Annotated in this window: 15 protein-coding genes; 4 read left to right on the top strand and 11 right to left on the bottom strand. The window is 67.3% G+C overall.

From position 1 onward, the window contains the following. Positions 1-123: 123 nt before the first annotated feature. On the top strand, positions 124-1,290 hold the full coding sequence (thiI, locus tag HMPREF0372_RS17975; RefSeq protein ID WP_007495684.1) for a tRNA uracil 4-sulfurtransferase ThiI: 1,167 nt from the start codon (positions 124-126) through the stop codon (positions 1,288-1,290). Positions 1,291-1,680: 390 nt separating this feature from the next. Then, positions 1,681-2,937, top strand: a complete 1,257-nt coding sequence (locus tag HMPREF0372_RS17970) for a competence/damage-inducible protein A (protein WP_007495682.1) — start codon at positions 1,681-1,683, stop codon at positions 2,935-2,937. Positions 2,938-3,062: 125 nt separating this feature from the next. On the opposite strand, the gene HMPREF0372_RS17965 is transcribed toward HMPREF0372_RS17970, so the two are convergent. The 4 genes from HMPREF0372_RS17965 to HMPREF0372_RS17950 all read right to left on the bottom strand — a co-directional run bounded on the left by HMPREF0372_RS17965 (position 3,063) and on the right by HMPREF0372_RS17950 (position 7,774). Continuing rightward, positions 3,063-3,659: a hypothetical protein gene (locus HMPREF0372_RS17965; RefSeq protein WP_155117057.1), complete on the bottom strand. Its 597-nt coding sequence runs from the start codon at positions 3,657-3,659 to the stop codon at positions 3,063-3,065. 23 nt (positions 3,660-3,682) lie between these two features. Next, positions 3,683-4,687 carry a tRNA 2-thiouridine(34) synthase MnmA gene (gene mnmA / locus HMPREF0372_RS17960; RefSeq protein WP_007495680.1) on the bottom strand — a complete coding sequence of 335 codons (1,005 nt, stop codon included), beginning with the start codon at positions 4,685-4,687 and terminating at the stop codon, positions 3,683-3,685. Continuing rightward, complete coding sequence (gene mnmG / locus HMPREF0372_RS17955) at positions 4,684-6,549, bottom strand: tRNA uridine-5-carboxymethylaminomethyl(34) synthesis enzyme MnmG (protein WP_007495679.1); 1,866 nt, start codon at positions 6,547-6,549, stop codon at positions 4,684-4,686. Before mnmG ends, mnmA begins: the two co-directional genes overlap by 4 nt. 334 nt (positions 6,550-6,883) lie before the next feature. Further along, a complete protein-coding gene (locus tag HMPREF0372_RS17950) occupies positions 6,884-7,774 on the bottom strand; it encodes a diacylglycerol/lipid kinase family protein (protein WP_007495678.1) in 891 nt (296 codons plus the stop codon). A 160-nt stretch (positions 7,775-7,934) separates the two neighbouring features. On the opposite strand from HMPREF0372_RS17950, the gene HMPREF0372_RS17945 reads away from it, so the two are divergent. Both HMPREF0372_RS17945 and HMPREF0372_RS17940 read left to right on the top strand, forming a co-directional pair. Then, entirely contained in the window at positions 7,935-8,645 is a 711-nt protein-coding gene (locus HMPREF0372_RS17945; RefSeq protein ID WP_007495676.1) for an AzlC family ABC transporter permease, read from the top strand. Next, positions 8,639-8,971, top strand: coding sequence for a branched-chain amino acid transporter permease (locus HMPREF0372_RS17940; RefSeq protein ID WP_007495674.1), 333 nt, complete (start codon positions 8,639-8,641; stop codon positions 8,969-8,971). Before HMPREF0372_RS17945 ends, HMPREF0372_RS17940 begins: the two co-directional genes overlap by 7 nt. A 44-nt stretch (positions 8,972-9,015) precedes the next feature. Here HMPREF0372_RS17940 and HMPREF0372_RS17935 read toward each other — a convergent pair whose 3' ends face one another. The 7 genes from HMPREF0372_RS17935 to HMPREF0372_RS21150 all read right to left on the bottom strand — a co-directional run bounded on the left by HMPREF0372_RS17935 (position 9,016) and on the right by HMPREF0372_RS21150 (position 14,484). Continuing rightward, positions 9,016-9,468 carry a GNAT family N-acetyltransferase gene (locus HMPREF0372_RS17935; protein WP_024723886.1) on the bottom strand — a complete coding sequence of 151 codons (453 nt, stop codon included), beginning with the start codon at positions 9,466-9,468 and terminating at the stop codon, positions 9,016-9,018. 183 nt (positions 9,469-9,651) lie between these two features. Further along, entirely contained in the window at positions 9,652-10,473 is an 822-nt protein-coding gene (locus tag HMPREF0372_RS17930) for an Mrp/NBP35 family ATP-binding protein (RefSeq protein ID WP_007495670.1), read from the bottom strand. Positions 10,474-10,692: 219 nt separating this feature from the next. Next, on the bottom strand, positions 10,693-11,637 hold the full coding sequence (locus tag HMPREF0372_RS17925) for a uridine kinase family protein (RefSeq protein WP_007495669.1): 945 nt from the start codon (positions 11,635-11,637) through the stop codon (positions 10,693-10,695). Positions 11,638-11,649: 12 nt separating this feature from the next. Then, entirely contained in the window at positions 11,650-13,134 is a 1,485-nt protein-coding gene (gene hemZ, locus HMPREF0372_RS17920) for a coproporphyrinogen dehydrogenase HemZ (protein ID WP_007495667.1), read from the bottom strand. A gap of 227 nt (positions 13,135-13,361) precedes the next feature. Further along, positions 13,362-13,970: an MBL fold metallo-hydrolase gene (locus HMPREF0372_RS17915; protein ID WP_007495663.1), complete on the bottom strand. Its 609-nt coding sequence runs from the start codon at positions 13,968-13,970 to the stop codon at positions 13,362-13,364. Positions 13,971-14,132: 162 nt separating this feature from the next. Beyond that, positions 14,133-14,303, bottom strand: a complete 171-nt coding sequence (locus tag HMPREF0372_RS21155; RefSeq protein WP_225123133.1) for a D-aminoacyl-tRNA deacylase — start codon at positions 14,301-14,303, stop codon at positions 14,133-14,135. A gap of 40 nt (positions 14,304-14,343) precedes the next feature. Next, positions 14,344-14,484, bottom strand: coding sequence for a D-aminoacyl-tRNA deacylase (locus HMPREF0372_RS21150; RefSeq protein ID WP_269190322.1), 141 nt, complete (start codon positions 14,482-14,484; stop codon positions 14,344-14,346). Positions 14,485-14,494: the final 10 nt, after the last annotated feature.

The raw sequence follows: 14,494 nt of genomic DNA, 5'->3' as shown, positions 1-14,494 counted from the left end.
TCAGATGTCCAATATGTATTGTAGTCCTACACCCGGACGCGGGTGGAGACAGGCCCGCCCCTCTGGACAACAAAAAGCAAATTGGATATAATAGTGAAACTTTGGGAAAGGAATCCAGACTACATGAACGAGATTATTCTGTTAAAACTAGGGGAGCTGGTGCTTAAGGGGCTCAACCGGCGTACCTTTGAGGACCGTCTCGTGGCCAACGCCCGCCGCCGCCTCCAGGCCCACGGCAAATTCAAGGTATACACCAAGCAGTCTACCATGTATGTGGAGCCGCAGAGCGAGGACTGCGATCTGGACGGCGCGTGGGAGGCCATGACCAAGCTCTTCGGCGTGGTGGGGCTCAGCCGGGCCCGGGCCTGCGCGAAGGACAAGGACGCCATGCTCCAGACCGCCGTGGAGTCCCTGGGGGACCGGCTGGCGGCCGCCAAGACCTTCAAGGTGGAGTCCAAGCGGGCGGACAAGAACTTCCCCATGACCTCCATCCAGCTCTCCCAGTACGTGGGCGGCGAGCTGGACGAGAAGTACCCCAACCTGACCGTGGACGTGCACCACCCGGAGCTGACCGTCTACCTGGAGGTGCGGGACTACGCCGCCTACGTCCACGCCGACCCGGAGCCGGGAGCCGGCGGCCTGCCCGTGGGCGTGGGAGGCCGGGCGGTGAGCCTGCTCTCCGGCGGCATCGACTCGCCGGTGGCCTCCTGGATGATCGCCAAGCGGGGCATTGCCCTGGAAATGGTGCACTTCTTCTCCTACCCCTACACCTCCGAGGAGGCCAAGCAGAAGGTGCTCACCCTGGCCAAGCTGCTCACCCCCTGGTGCGGACGGCTCACCGTCCACGTGGTGCCCTTCACCGCCATCCAGGAGGAGCTGCGCCGCAAGTGCCCGGAGGAGCTGTTCACCGTGCTCATGCGGCGGTTCATGATGCGCATCGCCGAGGCGGTGGCCCAGCGGTGCGGCGCCGGGGCCATCGTCACCGGCGAGTGCCTGGGCCAGGTGGCCAGCCAGACCATGGAGGCCATGCGGGCCACCACCGCCGTCACCACCCTGCCCATCCTGCGGCCGGTGGTGGGCATGGACAAGGAGGAGATTGTCCGCATCGCCCGGAGGATCAACACCTTCGAGACCTCCATCCTGCCCTATGAGGACTGCTGCACCGTCTTCACTCCCCGCCATCCCCGGCTGCGCCCCGTGCTGGGGGAGCTGGAGGCCGCCGAGGCCGCGCTGGACGTGGAGGGCCTGGTAAAGGCCGCCGTGGACGGCATCGAGCGGGTTCAGGTCTGACCACGGCGACGGGAAACGGCGGGCGGCCATAAAGGCCGCCCCTACGGGTTGTCCCCCTACGGAGGAGAACTCCCAATTACTACATCCTCGGGCGAAGTGAATCCGCCCTGTGGAAATGCTGCGCTGCGCATTTGCGGCGGCACCCGCCGCCGATGCCGGTGTTGGCGACAGGAGGTCTTTTTTATGTCTCACACTGCGGAGCTGATCGCGGTCGGTACGGAGCTGCTGCTGGGCAACATCGCCAACACCCCGCGGAATCCCTGATTCTGCGGGGGCCCCCAAATTACTACATCCTCGGGCGGAGTGAATCCGCCCTGCGGAAATGCTGCGCTGCGCATTTACGGCGGCACCCGCCGCCGATGCCGGTGTTGGCGACAGGAGGTCTTTTTTATGTCTCACACTGCGGAGCTGATCGCGGTCGGTACGGAGCTGCTGCTGGGCAACATCGCCAACACCGACGCCCAGATGCTCTCCCAGGGCCTGTCGGCCCTGGGCATCAACGTCTACTACCACACGGTGGTGGGCGACAACCCCCAGCGGCTGCGGGCCGCGGTGGAGCTGGCCAAAAGCCGGGCGGACATTCTCATTACCACCGGCGGCCTGGGCCCCACCTGCGACGATCTGACCAAAAACGTGCTGGCCGAGTGCTTCGGCAAAAAGCTGGTGTTCCACGCGCCCTCCGCCCGCCGCATCGAGGCCTACTTTGAGCGGCTCCACGCCGGCCGCCCCATGACGGAGAACAACTACCAGCAGGCCATGCTGCCCGAGGGGTGCACGGTGCTGGACAACGACTGGGGCACCGCCCCCGGCGTGGCCTTCGAGGCGGACGGGGTGCGGGTCATCATGCTCCCCGGCCCGCCCCGGGAGTGCAGGGCCATGTTCACCCACCGGGTGATCCCCTACCTGAAGAGCCTGGCCGACGGGGTCATTGTCTCCCGGACGCTCAAGCTCTTCGGCATCGGGGAGTCCTCCATGGAGGCCCAGCTCCGGGAGGAGATGGAGGCCATGACCAACCCCACCCTGGCCCCCTATGCCAAGGAGGGGGAGTGTGAGCTGCGCATCACCGCCAAAGCGGCGGACGAGGAGTCTGCCCGGGCCCTGATCGCCCCGGTGGAGGAGCGCCTGCGGGCCCGGTTCGGCCCCCTCATCTACGGCGCCGACGTACCCTCCCTGGAGGCGGCGGTGTTCCAGCTTCTGAAGGAAAAGGGCCTCACCCTGGGCTGCGCCGAGAGCTGCACCGGCGGGCTGATCGCCAAGCGCATGACCGATTTGTCCGGGGTATCCGCCGTGTTCCGCGGCGGCGTGGTGAGCTACGCCACCGAGGTGAAGCACACCGTCCTGGGGGTGGAGCAGGCGCTGCTGGACGAGTTCGGGGCGGTGAGCGAGCCGGTGGCCCGCGCCATGGCCGAGGGAGCCCGGCGGGTACTGGGGTGCGATCTGGCGGTGGCCTCCACCGGCGTGGCCGGGCCCGATCCCGACGAGCGGGGCAACCCGGTGGGACTGGTCTACCTGGCCCTGGCCGCGCCGGACGGCACCTGGGTGCGGAAAATCCAGCAGGGTCTGGGCCGGGAGCGGGTACGCCACGTGTCCGCCTCCCACGCCTTTGACCTGACCCGGCGGTATCTCTCCGGCCTGGAGGTAAAATAAAAACAGCGGGTATTCTGCCAGAGACAGAATACCCGCTGTTTTTGTATAGGGGCGGACAATTGCCATCCATAGGGGCCGGGCGGCCACAAGGGCCGCCCCTACGCCGGTGCTGAAACGGCCCGCCTCTAGCCCTTCAGGGTGACAGCCACAGCGTAAGCCCGATCGTACTGGTTGAGATTGGCCAAGTCGGAGAACCCGCCGGGCAGTGGGGGAATTCCCACGCCCTCCCCGTCATCATAGATCTCCAGATAGAGCGGTGTGCGCTCCCCTATGGTCATGGCCTGATCTTCCTCCAGCCAGACCGAGGCCCGGCCTGTCTCCAGGCCGCGGTCCATCCCGTCCAGCCGGGGGGCGTAGCTGTATTGGGTGCCACCGTCCTGGACATTTACGGTGATCTTATCCCCGCTGAGGACGACCCCCAGCCGCCGCGTCCCGGCGGCGCTGATGGACACGCCCCCCTCCGCCACGGTCTGCCAGGCCCCGTCCTCCCAGGACAGCACCTCCACGGTGCAGTCGCTCACACCCTCGCCGGCCGCGCACTCAAACAGGCCGTACTCCGCGTCGGAGCCCCCCACCAGCTTCAGCAGGGCCGCCTCCTCCCCGGTGAGCTCCAGGGGGCGGATGGTGTTGTCCCCCAGCTCCTCCCCCTTATCTCCGCCCCGGGCGCCGCAGCCCGTCAGGAGCAGGGCGCACGCCAGGGCCAAACCAAGCAGCTTTTTCATGTCCATCGTCCTCTCTTTCTCTCTCATACAATCCAGGCCGAGCCCACCACGGCGTCGCCGTCGTAGAACACCGCCAGCTGGCCGGGGGTTGGGGCGCGGGCGGGGGTGTGCATCCGCAGCAGCACGCCGTCCCCCTCCGGCTCCAGGGTGGCCGCCGTCTGCGTGCGGGAGTGGCGCAGCCGCACCGTCACCTCCATGGGGCCGGTCAGGCCGTCCACGGCCAGCCAATTGGGCTCCGTCCCCCGCACCTCGTCCCGGCCCAGGTCGGAGCCGTCGGAGAGCACCACCTCGTTGGTGTCCGGCCGCAGGGCGGTCACGTAGTACCGGTGGGGCCCCGATACCCCCAGGCCCCGGCCCTGGCCCAGAGTGTAGCAGTGGATGCCCCGGTGGCGGCCCAGCACCTTTCCCTCTTTATCCACAAAGTTCCCCTCCGGTGTGGAAAACCCGCGCCTCTCCAGCCAGGCGGCGTAGTCCCCGTCGGGGATGAAGCAGATCTCCATGGAGTCCGGCTTGTCCGCCACCGGGATGCCAAAGTCCCGGGCCAGGGCGCGCACCTGGGTCTTTTCGTAATCTCCCAGCGGAAATATTACTCTCTGTAATTGTTCCCGCGTCAGCCGGGCCAGCATATAGGACTGGTCGTTGGCGGGCATGCCCTTTTTCAGCACCCCGTTTTCCACACGGGCGTAGTGCCCGGTGGATACATACCGGGCCCCGATGCGGCCGGCCAGGGCAAAGAGCGCGGGGAACTTCACCGCCGGATTGCAGCGGGCGCAGGGCAGGGGGGTGCGGCCCGCCCGGTAGTCGGCGGCGAAGGGGGCGCACACCTCCCGCTCCAGCTCGGCCCGGATGTCGGCCGTCTCGAAGGGAATGCCCAGCCGCTCCGCCACGGCGGCGGCGTCCGCCGCCCCCGTACCGCCCAGGCCGATGTCCAGATAGAGGCCGGTGACGTCGTACCGCTCCTGCAAGAGCCGGGCCGCCACGGCGGAATCCACCCCACCGGACAGGCCCAGCACAATCTTTTCCTTCATAGCGTCTCCTTTTCCTGGGATTTTGCGGGGCAGGGGCCCGCCCCCTCTCCGCCCTGGGGCCGCTCCAGATGGATCATGAGCGCGGCGATGTCCGCCGGGGAGACGCCCGAGATGCGGGAGGCCTGCCCCAGATTGAGGGGGCGGATCTTGTCCAGCTTCTGCCGGGCCTCGGTGCGCAGGCCCCGCAGGGACAGGTAGTCCAGATCGGGGGGGAGGGGCCGGTTTTCCATCTTCCGCTGCTCGGCCACCTGGCGGAGCTGGCGGTCGATGTAGCCCTGGTATTTCACGGCGATCTCCACCGCCTCGGTGACGGCGGTGGGCAGCGGCCGCCGGTCCGGATCCGCCCCGGCCAGACTCTCATAGGTGTTCTCCGGCCGACGGAGCAGGTCGCACAGGCGGCCCTCCGCGGTGCCGGTGTGCTCCAGGCGCTTGATCTCCCGGTCCACGGCGGCGTACTTGTCCACCACCCGCTGATACCGCTCGCCGCTGATCAGGCCAATGGCGTGCCCCACGGGGCACAGCCGCCGGTCGGCGTTGTCCTGCCGGTGGAGCAGGCGGTACTCGGTGCGGGAGGTCATCATGCGGTAAGGCTCATTGGTGCCCTTGGTCACCAGATCGTCGATGAGCACCCCGATGTACCCCTGGTCCCGCCGCAGAATGAGGGGCTCCCGGTTCAGAAGCTTCAGGGCGGCATTCACCCCGGCCACGAAGCCCTGGACGGCGGCCTCCTCGTAGCCGGAGGAGCCGTTGAACTGCCCGGCCCCATAGAGGCCCGCCACCCGCTTGTGCTCCAGGGTGGGGAGTAGCTCGGTGGGATCCACGCAGTCGTACTCGATGGCGTAGGCCGGGCGGGTCATCTCAGCCCGCTCCAGGCCGGGAATGGTGTGGAGCATCTGCACCTGCACGTCCTCCGGCAGGGAAGAGGACAGGCCCTGGATGTAGAGCTCTTCGGTGTTCAGCCCCATGGGCTCCACAAAGAGCTGGTGCCGCTCCTTGTCGGCAAAGCGCACCACCTTGTCCTCAATGGAGGGGCAGTACCGGGGCCCGATGCCCTCGATCACCCCGGAGAACAGGGGGGAGCGGTTCAGGTTGGCCCGGATGACGGCGTGGGTGGCGGCATTGGTGTAGGTCAGCCAGCACACCGCCTGATTCTCTGGCGGCCGCTCCGTCTCGAAGGAGAAGGGGAGGACCGCCGCGTCCCCCTCCTGGCGCTCCATCCTGGAGAAGTCCACACTGCGGGCGTTCACCCGGGGAGGCGTACCCGTCTTGAACCGCCGCAGGCCCAGGCCCAGCCTTTTCAGGCCCTCGGTCAGGGGGAGGGCGGCGGACAGGCCGTCGGGGCCGGAGGGGCGGGTCACATCCCCCACGATGGTGCGCCCCCCCAGGTAGGTGCCCGACGCCACCACCACCGCCCGCACCCGGTACACCGCCCCGTAGGCGGTGCGCACGGCGGTGACCCGGCCGCCTTCGGCACAGATGTCGGTGACCTCCGCCTGCTTCACCCACAGGCGCTCCTGCTGTTCCAGGGTGTGCTTCATGATCTCCTGGTATCTCCGCCGGTCGGCCTGGGCCCGGAGGGACCACACCGCCGGGCCCTTGCCCCGGTTGAGCAGTCGGTACTGGATGCACGCCCGGTCGGCGGCCTTTGCCATCTCTCCCCCCAGGGCGTCCAGCTCCCGCACCAGGTGGCCCTTGCCCGTGCCGCCGATGGCCGGGTTACACGGCATGTTGCCCACTGCGTCCAGATTGACGGTGAAGCACAGGGTGTTCAGCCCCAGCCGCGCCGCGGCCAGGGCGGCCTCGATGCCCGCGTGGCCCGCGCCGATGACGGCGATATCATAACTTCCTGCTTCGTAATCCATGTATGTTCCTTCTCGCTTCAAAGTATCCAACGGGCCGGGCAGTGGAAAAACCGCCAAATTTGGCTCAGCGGCCGATGTAGGCATCGGCCCCTACATTTTGCGGGAAATACTTCCCTTGCCGCAGACCCGCAGGGGCGGGTGCTCACACCCGCCCGCAGCCCCCGCACTCCGCCAGAGTCCCCGGCCCAGCCGGGCGGCCACAAGGGCCGCCCCTACATTTTTGCACTAACTCTTTCATCAACGCAGACCCATAGGGGCGGGTGCCTGCACCCGCCCGCAGCCCCCGCACTCCGCCAGAGTCCCCGGCCCAGCCGGGCGGCCACAAGGGCCGCCCCTACTTGCCGTAGACGATGGTCACCGCTTTCTGGCGGTTGACGATCTCGGCGACGGCGGGCGCGCCGCCGAACTCGCCGTCCAGAGTCCAGGGCAGCTCCTGGCCGCAGGCGACCCGGAGGCGGCTGGTGCGGAAGCTGGTCACCAGCCCGCCCTCGTCGGGGGACATGGTGAGCAGCGCCTTGATCACCGCCTGGAGCTGGAGGGGATTCTGGGGCTGGCGCACCAGCACCACCTCAAAGAGCCCGTCATCCAGGCGGACGGGCTCGGCGGGCATGCCCTTGAAGCCCCCCACGGACACGGTGTTGCTCACCATGCCGTAGCAGAAGCCGCCCTCCTCCACGCCGCCATCGTGCTCCACGGTGAGGGGGTAGGCCTGGATGGACCCCAGACGGGTGGCCCCCTCCAGCACGTAGGCCAGGTGGCCGAAGATATTTTTCACCGGCTGGGGCGTGCTGTAAGCCACGTCGGTAAAGGCCCCGAAGGCGGCCACATAGATGAAATAGCGGTCGTTGAAGGAGCCGATGTCCACCGGCCTGGGCACACCGGCGGCGGCCACCCTGGCCATGGCCTCCATCCCCCGTGGGAGGGAGAGGTTTTTGGCGAAGTCGTTGGTTGTACCGGCGGGGATGTAGCCCACCTCCGGCCGGTTCTCCAGGCCCATCAGCCCGGCCACCACCTCGTGGAGGGTGCCGTCGCCGCCGGAGCAGACGATGCGGTCAAACTCCCCGGCCCGGGCGGCGGCCACCGCCGTGGCGTCCCCGGCCCCCTGAGTGGGGTGGATGGTCACGTCCCACCCGGCCGCCGCCAGCGCGTCCTGCACCGCGGCCAGCCTGCTTTTCAGCAGGCCCTTGCCCGCGTGGGTATTGTAGAGAAAGAGCAGCTTTTTCATGGGTGTCCTCCATCTGTTTGTGCATCCATTATACCGGATTGTGGGCAAAAAACAACCTCCGCTGTGGACGGAAGCGCCAAAAATCCGCCATCCCTCTTGCTTTTCCATACTAAAGTGTGTAAAATAGAGACTCCACTGTTTGGCAAAAGGGGTGTATCGTATGGACCGTAAAGCACTCTCCGCGGCATTCCCGGTGACAGTGCCGGTGCTGATGGGCTACCTGGCCATCGGCATCGCCTTCGGGCTGATGCTCCAGGAGATTGGATACAACTTCATCTGGGCTTTCTTCATGAGCCTGACCATCTACGCCGGTTCCGGGCAGTACCTGGGGGTGACCCTGCTGGGCGCCGCCGCCTCCCTGGGCACGGTGGCGGTCATGACGCTGCTCATCAACTTCCGGCACCTGGTATACGGTCTGTCCATGCTGGAGAAGTTCCGTGGCATGGGTCCCCGCAAGCTCTATATGATCTTCTCCCTCACCGACGAAACCTATGCCCTGCTGTCCTCAGCCCGGGCCCCGGTGGGGGTGGACCCCCGGAATTTCTATTTTGCCATCGCCCTGCTGGACCAGAGCTACTGGATTCTGGGCTCGGTCATCGGCGCAGTGGCCGGGGCGCTGATCCCCTTCAGCACCGAGGGGGTGGACTTCGCCATGACCGCCCTGTTCGTGGTTATCGCCGTGGACCAGTGGAGGAGCTACCGGAGGCACCTGCCCGCCGTTCTGGGGGCCGGGGTGACGGTGCTGTTTCTGATTGTCCTGGGCCACTTCTTCGGCCAGGATCAGATGCTGCTCATCTCGCTGGGCGTGATTGTGCTGTGCCTGCTGGTCCTGCGGGACAGGCTGGACGAGAAGGAGGAAGAGACATGCTGAGCACCGCAGGGGCCGTCGCCGCCATCGCGGTCATGGCCATTATCACCTTTCTGACCCGCGCCCTGCCCTTCCTTCTCTTTGACCGGGGGGAGTCGCCCCCCAAGCTGGTCCTCTACCTGGGCCGGGTTTTGCCACCGGCCATCATCGCCATGCTCATCGTATACTGTCTCCGGGGCGTGTCCTTTGCCGCCCCCGGCGGCTGGGTGCCCCAGCTCGTGTCCGTGGCGGCGGTGGTGATCCTTCACCTGTGGCGCAGCAATACCCTGCTGAGCATCTTCGGAGGCACCATTTTGTATATGGTGCTTGTCCAGGCCGTGTTTCCCTAACGCAAGCGCCCGCCCCCAAAAGGGGGCGGGCGCTTTTGCCCGGTTCAGCGGGTGCGCAGGCACATCACCCGTTCGCCGTGGGTGTCCCGCTCGCCGGTAAAGCGGAAGCCGAAGGACTCGTACAGCGCCGCAGCCGGCCGGTTGGCCTCCACCACGCTGAGGTAGATCCGCTTTTTGTGGTACTCCCGCTCCAGCCGCTCCAGCAGGGCGGCCAGCGCGGCCCGGCCGTACCCCCGGCCCTGAAAGCGGCGGTCGATCAGCAGCCGGTCCAGCCACAGCCGTCCAAAGGGCAGGTACTCCCAGAAAAAGCCGTACATGGCGAAGCCTATGAGGGCATCCCCATCATAGACCCCCACGGGCCGCCAGCACCGCCGCCGGTCCGCCTCGGCCAGGCACTCCGCCACGCTCTCCACAAAGCCCTCCTGTCCGGGGGCCGTCTCCAGCCGCTCTACAGCGGCCCTGGAAGCCACGGTCACCGGCTCCAACCGGATTTTCATCGTCTCACGCTCCATATACGCGAAAACACAGGCCCGCCGCCTTTCGCGGGCCTGTGCCTTCGTAATTGAAAGAAGAGAGGAAAGAGAGGGGGCGTGGTCATCTCTGACCACGCTGTTATCCTATTCCATCCCTGTGAACCCCTTTTGAACCGGATATGAATATTTTGTAAAGGAATGACCCGCTTACTCCGCCAGCAGTTCGGCCACGGCGGTCAGATAGTTGGGCTCTAGCTCCTCAATCCGGCCCGCGTCGCAGGCGGCGGCCACGGCCGGATCAATGGGCAGGCGGGCCAGCACCTTCAGGCCCAGATCGGCGGCCACCCGCTCGATGTGGCTCTCGCCGAAGATGGCGTGCTCCTTGCCGCAGTCGGGGCAGCGGAAGTAGCTGTAGTTCTCCACCAGGCCCAGAACGGGGATGTGCATCATCTCGGCCATCTTGACGGCCTTGGTGACAATCATGCTCACCAGATCCTGGGGGGTGGTGACCACCACGATGCCGTCCACCGGCAGGGACTGGAACACCGTCAGGGGCACGTCGCCGGTTCCGGGGGGCATATCCACAAACAGGTAGTCCACGTCGCCCCAGATGACGTCCGTCCAGAACTGCTTCACCGCCCCGGCGATCACCGGGCCGCGCCACACCACCGGGTCGGTCTCGTTCTCGGTGAGCAGGTTGAGGCTCATAATCTCGATGCCGGTTTTGGTCTCCGCCGGGTAGATACCCAGCTCGCTGCCCTCGGCCTTGGTGTGGACGCCGAAGGCGGCGGGGATGGAGGGGCCGGTGATGTCGGCGTCCAGGACGCCCACCTTCTTGCCCATGCGGCGCATGGCCACCGCCAGAGAGGAGGTGACCAGGCTCTTGCCCACGCCGCCCTTGCCGCTGACCACGGCGATGACCTTCCCGATGTGGGACAGGCCGTTGGCCGGGGCGCGGAAGTCCTGGGGCGCGGTGCGCTCCCCGCAGCTCTCGCCGCAGGAGGAGCAGTCGTGCGTACAATCGGACATGATTTTCGTTCCTTCTTTCCTATGTGATTAACAGGGTTTTGGGCGGGACATACGGACGGCGGACTGGGACACGGCCGCGATATATCGCGGCCCTGCCCCGCCGCGCCGCCCATACAATCCGCAGGGCCCGCGGCCGCCTGACGGGCGCACACGCAGGTGCGCCCCTACGGGTGGCCTTCTGATACGGCACAGAGGGCGGCCTGTGTGCCGCCCCGCCGGTCAGTAGTGGTAGCTCCCCCCGCCGATGAACTCCCGCAGCAGGGAGTCGGGGGCCACCAGGGCGGGATCCACCGGCTCAAAATACCGGAAGGCGTCCACCAGATCGTGGTACTCCTGCCAGCGCTCGTTGTCGGGGGGCACCTGCTCCACCGCCGCCCGCAGGGCGTCGGCGTAATGGGCAAAGACCGGCACCTCATAGCGCAGGGAGGAGTCGATGATCACATGGGCGCGGCCCTTGTAGGGCGAGATATACGTTTTCTCCCCCCGGCGGACATTATACCACATCAGCAGCGTTTCCAACAGGTCTGTCCCGCGGAAATTGTAGTCCCGCACGGCGCGGCGGGAGATGCGCATCCAGGTGCCCTTGAAGCGCAGCTGCTCCCCCTCCAGGATGTTGGAGCGGGCGGAGATATACATGCCCGTGGCCTCCGGGTGGCGGCCGGCAATGTCGTCGTTGAGGGCGTGGATGCCCTCGAAGATGGCGATCTCGTCCTTCCCCAGCCGCAGGGGAGTGCCCCGGCTGTCGTTGCGCATCTGGCGGGCGAACTCGAAGTGGGGGACGATGACCTCCTCCCCCCGGGACAGCCGGTCAAAGGTCTCGTCCAGCAGCTCCATGTCCAGCAGTTTCGGGGACTCGTAGTCGATGTCCCCCTCCGGCGTGCGGGGGGCGGTCCTGCGGTTGAGGGTCTTGAAGTAGTTGTCCATGGACACCGTATGGGCGTTGACCCCCCGGCGCTCCAGCTCCCGCTCCACCTTCATGGCCGTGGTGGTCTTGCCCGAGCCAGAGGGGCCGGACAGAAGCACGATGGGGCTCTCCTTCATCCGCGCCAGGATCTTGTCCACGGCGGCGTGGATGCGCTCCTGGTAGTGGGCGTCACACTCGGCCAGAAAGGCGGCCGGGTCCCGCCGGATTTTTTCGTTGATCTCACTGAGCTGATAGGGCATGTCTTCCCTCCTTTACCTTCCGTGCGCGGCGTAAAATTGGGCCACTCTGGCCTTGTCCGCGCAGATAGCGTCGATCTTCTGGATGTACTCCTGGGGGTATTTGGCGTTGGCCAGGCGCTCGATGTACCCGGTGGCGCGGTCAACCAGCTTGGTCACTCCGCCGCCCCCCAGGGAGACTATGGTGTGCAGCTCCTCCATCATGCAGATGTTGTAGAGGCTCTCGGCGCCGGGCCGGCACCAGCCCACGTTCTCAAAGGAGCCGGACATGTACTTCTGACGGTAGAGGTAGTAGGGCCTCTGCCCGGCCGCCCGCAGGGCGGCCCAGGCGAAATCCAGCATATCCGCCACCGCCGCGCCGGAGGGCAGGCCGCCCCCCTCCTCCATCAGCCGGGAGCCCTTTTTCAGGGCCAGGGTGTGCACCGTCACGTTCTCCGGCCCCAGGTCCAGCACCTGCTCCAGGGAGGCGCGGAAGCCCGCCGCGCTGTCGCCGGGCAGCCCGGCGATGAGATCCATGTTGATGCAGCCGATGCCGCTCTCCCGGGCCAGGGCGTAGGCCCGGAGGATGTCGTCCGCCCGGTGGGCCCGGCCCATCCGCTCCAGCACCGCGTCCTGCATGGTCTGGGGGTTCACCGACACCCGCGAGCACCCCCGGCGGGCCAGCACCGCCAGCTTCTCCGCCGTGATGGTGTCCGGCCGCCCGGCCTCCACCGTGTACTCGGTGCAGCCCGACAGGTCGATGTGGTCCGCCAGCTCCCCCATGAGCCGGTCGAGCTGGGGGGCGGAGAGGGTAGTGGGGGTGCCGCCGCCGAAGTAGACGGTGCGCACCCGCAGCCCCGCGTCCGCCAGCATGGCCCCCGTGGCGGCCAGCTCCCGGCACAGGGCGTCCAGGAAGGGGTCAATAAGCTTGAGGGCCCGCCCCACGTCGGCAGAGACGAAGGAGCAGTAGGCGCACCGGGTGGGGCAGAAGGGGATGCCCACATAGAGGGAGACCTCACCGGGGGCCAAGCTGCGCAGGGCCGCCAGGCTGGCCCCGGCGCAGTCCATGGCCAGCCGCCGCCGTCCCTCCGTCACCCGATAGGTGTCCCGCAGCAGCCGCTCCGCCTGGGCCGGGCTGGCCCCGGCCAGCATGGCCTTGGTGGGGATCTTCACCGGCCGCACCCCGGTCAGCGCCCCCCAGGGGGGCTCGCTGCCCCGGGCGGCGGTGCCCGCGTCGTAGAAGGCCAGCTTCAAAATCCGCTGGAGCGCCCGGTCGGTGGACAGCGGGTCGGTCAGCTCCGCCGTCCGGCACCGGCGGGCGGCCCGGTATTCCCGTCCCCCACAGCTCAGCGCCGCCGTGGCGGTGGCCCAGACCGTCCCCCGGTGCAAGGAGAGCACCAGCGCGTCCTCCCCTGGCGCCGGGGGCCCGGCGGGATACTCCGGCCGCTGGGCGGGGAACAGCGTCAGCAGCATCTGCTCGGCGGCATATTTGTAGTCGTGTCCGTGTAAGTACAGCTTCATGGCCGCCTCCCTTCCCCATGCTGCTGACGCTCCCGCGCCCAATGGCGCGGAGCCGGGCGGGATTCACTTCCGCCCGGCGATACATAAAAATCAGACGGGGCCCCCGCAGGAGCACCGCTCCCGTGGGGAACCAGCAGCATCTGCTCGGCGGCGTATTTGTAGTCGTGTCCGTGTAAATACAGCTTCATGGGCCGTGTCCTTTCTCCGGGGGGCGGCGGCCTTCCGCCTTATCCCTCCATGGCCTCCCGCAGGTAGTAGTTGGTCTTGCGCTCCTGCTCCAGGGTGGAGGCCCCCATGTGGCCGGGAAGCACGTGGTAGTCGCCGGAGAGGCGGCCCAGCCGCCCCAGGGAGGCCATGATCTCCGCGTAGGAGCCGCCCTCGAAGTCGGTGCGGCCCATGGAGCCCTGGAACAGGGTGTCGCCGGTGAGAAGCACGTCCCCCACCTTCAGCGTCACCCCGCCGGGGGTGTGGCCGGGGGTGTGGAGCACCTCAATATCCATCTTCCCCAGCTTCACCACGTCCCCGTCCTGATAGGGCGTCGTCTCCGCGCCGACGGCGGGGAACACGTCGCCCCCCACCAGGGCCGCGTCGGCCGGGTGGAGATACACCGGCACCCCAGGCAGGGCGGCGCACAGCTCGGCCACGCCGCCGGTGTGGTCGAAGTGGGCGTGGGTCAGCAGGATGAGCTTGAGCTCCATCCCGTCCGCCTTCAGTTGGGCCAGGATACGCGCCCCCTCCCCGCCGGGATCCACCACGGCGGCGGTACGGGTCTCCTCATCCTCCAGCAAATAGCAGTTGGTGCCCAGCTGGCCCACCTGCATCACTTTGATCTGCATCCTTTTTCACCTCATCAATGGTTGTCTGTGCCTGCGCCTCCGTGAGCGGCCACAAGGGCCGCCCCTACCGGGCGGAATGTCTCCTGATATGACATCGTATTCGGCGGAATTCGTAGGGGCGGCCCTTGTGGCCGCCCGCAAATGCCGGGAGCAAGTTCGGCCCTACATCTGGTCGGTGTCCAGCAGAATCGTCACCGGCCCGTCGTTCTGCGAATACACCTGCATATCCGCCCCGAACGCCCCACGGGGCTCCCACCCCGCGGGGACCCCGGTTCCCTTTATCTGCCGGGGCGGAGTGAATCCGCCCCGGCATCGAGGTTTTGGCTCCGCCAAAACGCTCGGACGCGCCGGGGGCGCGGGGGCGAGTTCGGCCCTACATCTGGTCGGTGTCCAGCAGAATCGTCACCGGCCCGTCGTTCTGCGAGTACACCTGCATATCCGCGCCGAACCCCCCACGGGGCCCCCGCCCCGCGGGGACCCCGGTTCCCTTTTTATCTGCCGGGGCGGAGTGAATCCGCCCCGGC

The organism is Flavonifractor plautii ATCC 29863 (genome assembly GCF_000239295.1).
Lineage (GTDB): Bacteria > Bacillota > Clostridia > Oscillospirales > Oscillospiraceae > Flavonifractor > Flavonifractor plautii.
Note: the sequence above shows the minus strand (reverse complement) of the source record. Positions and strands in the feature narration are given on the sequence as shown.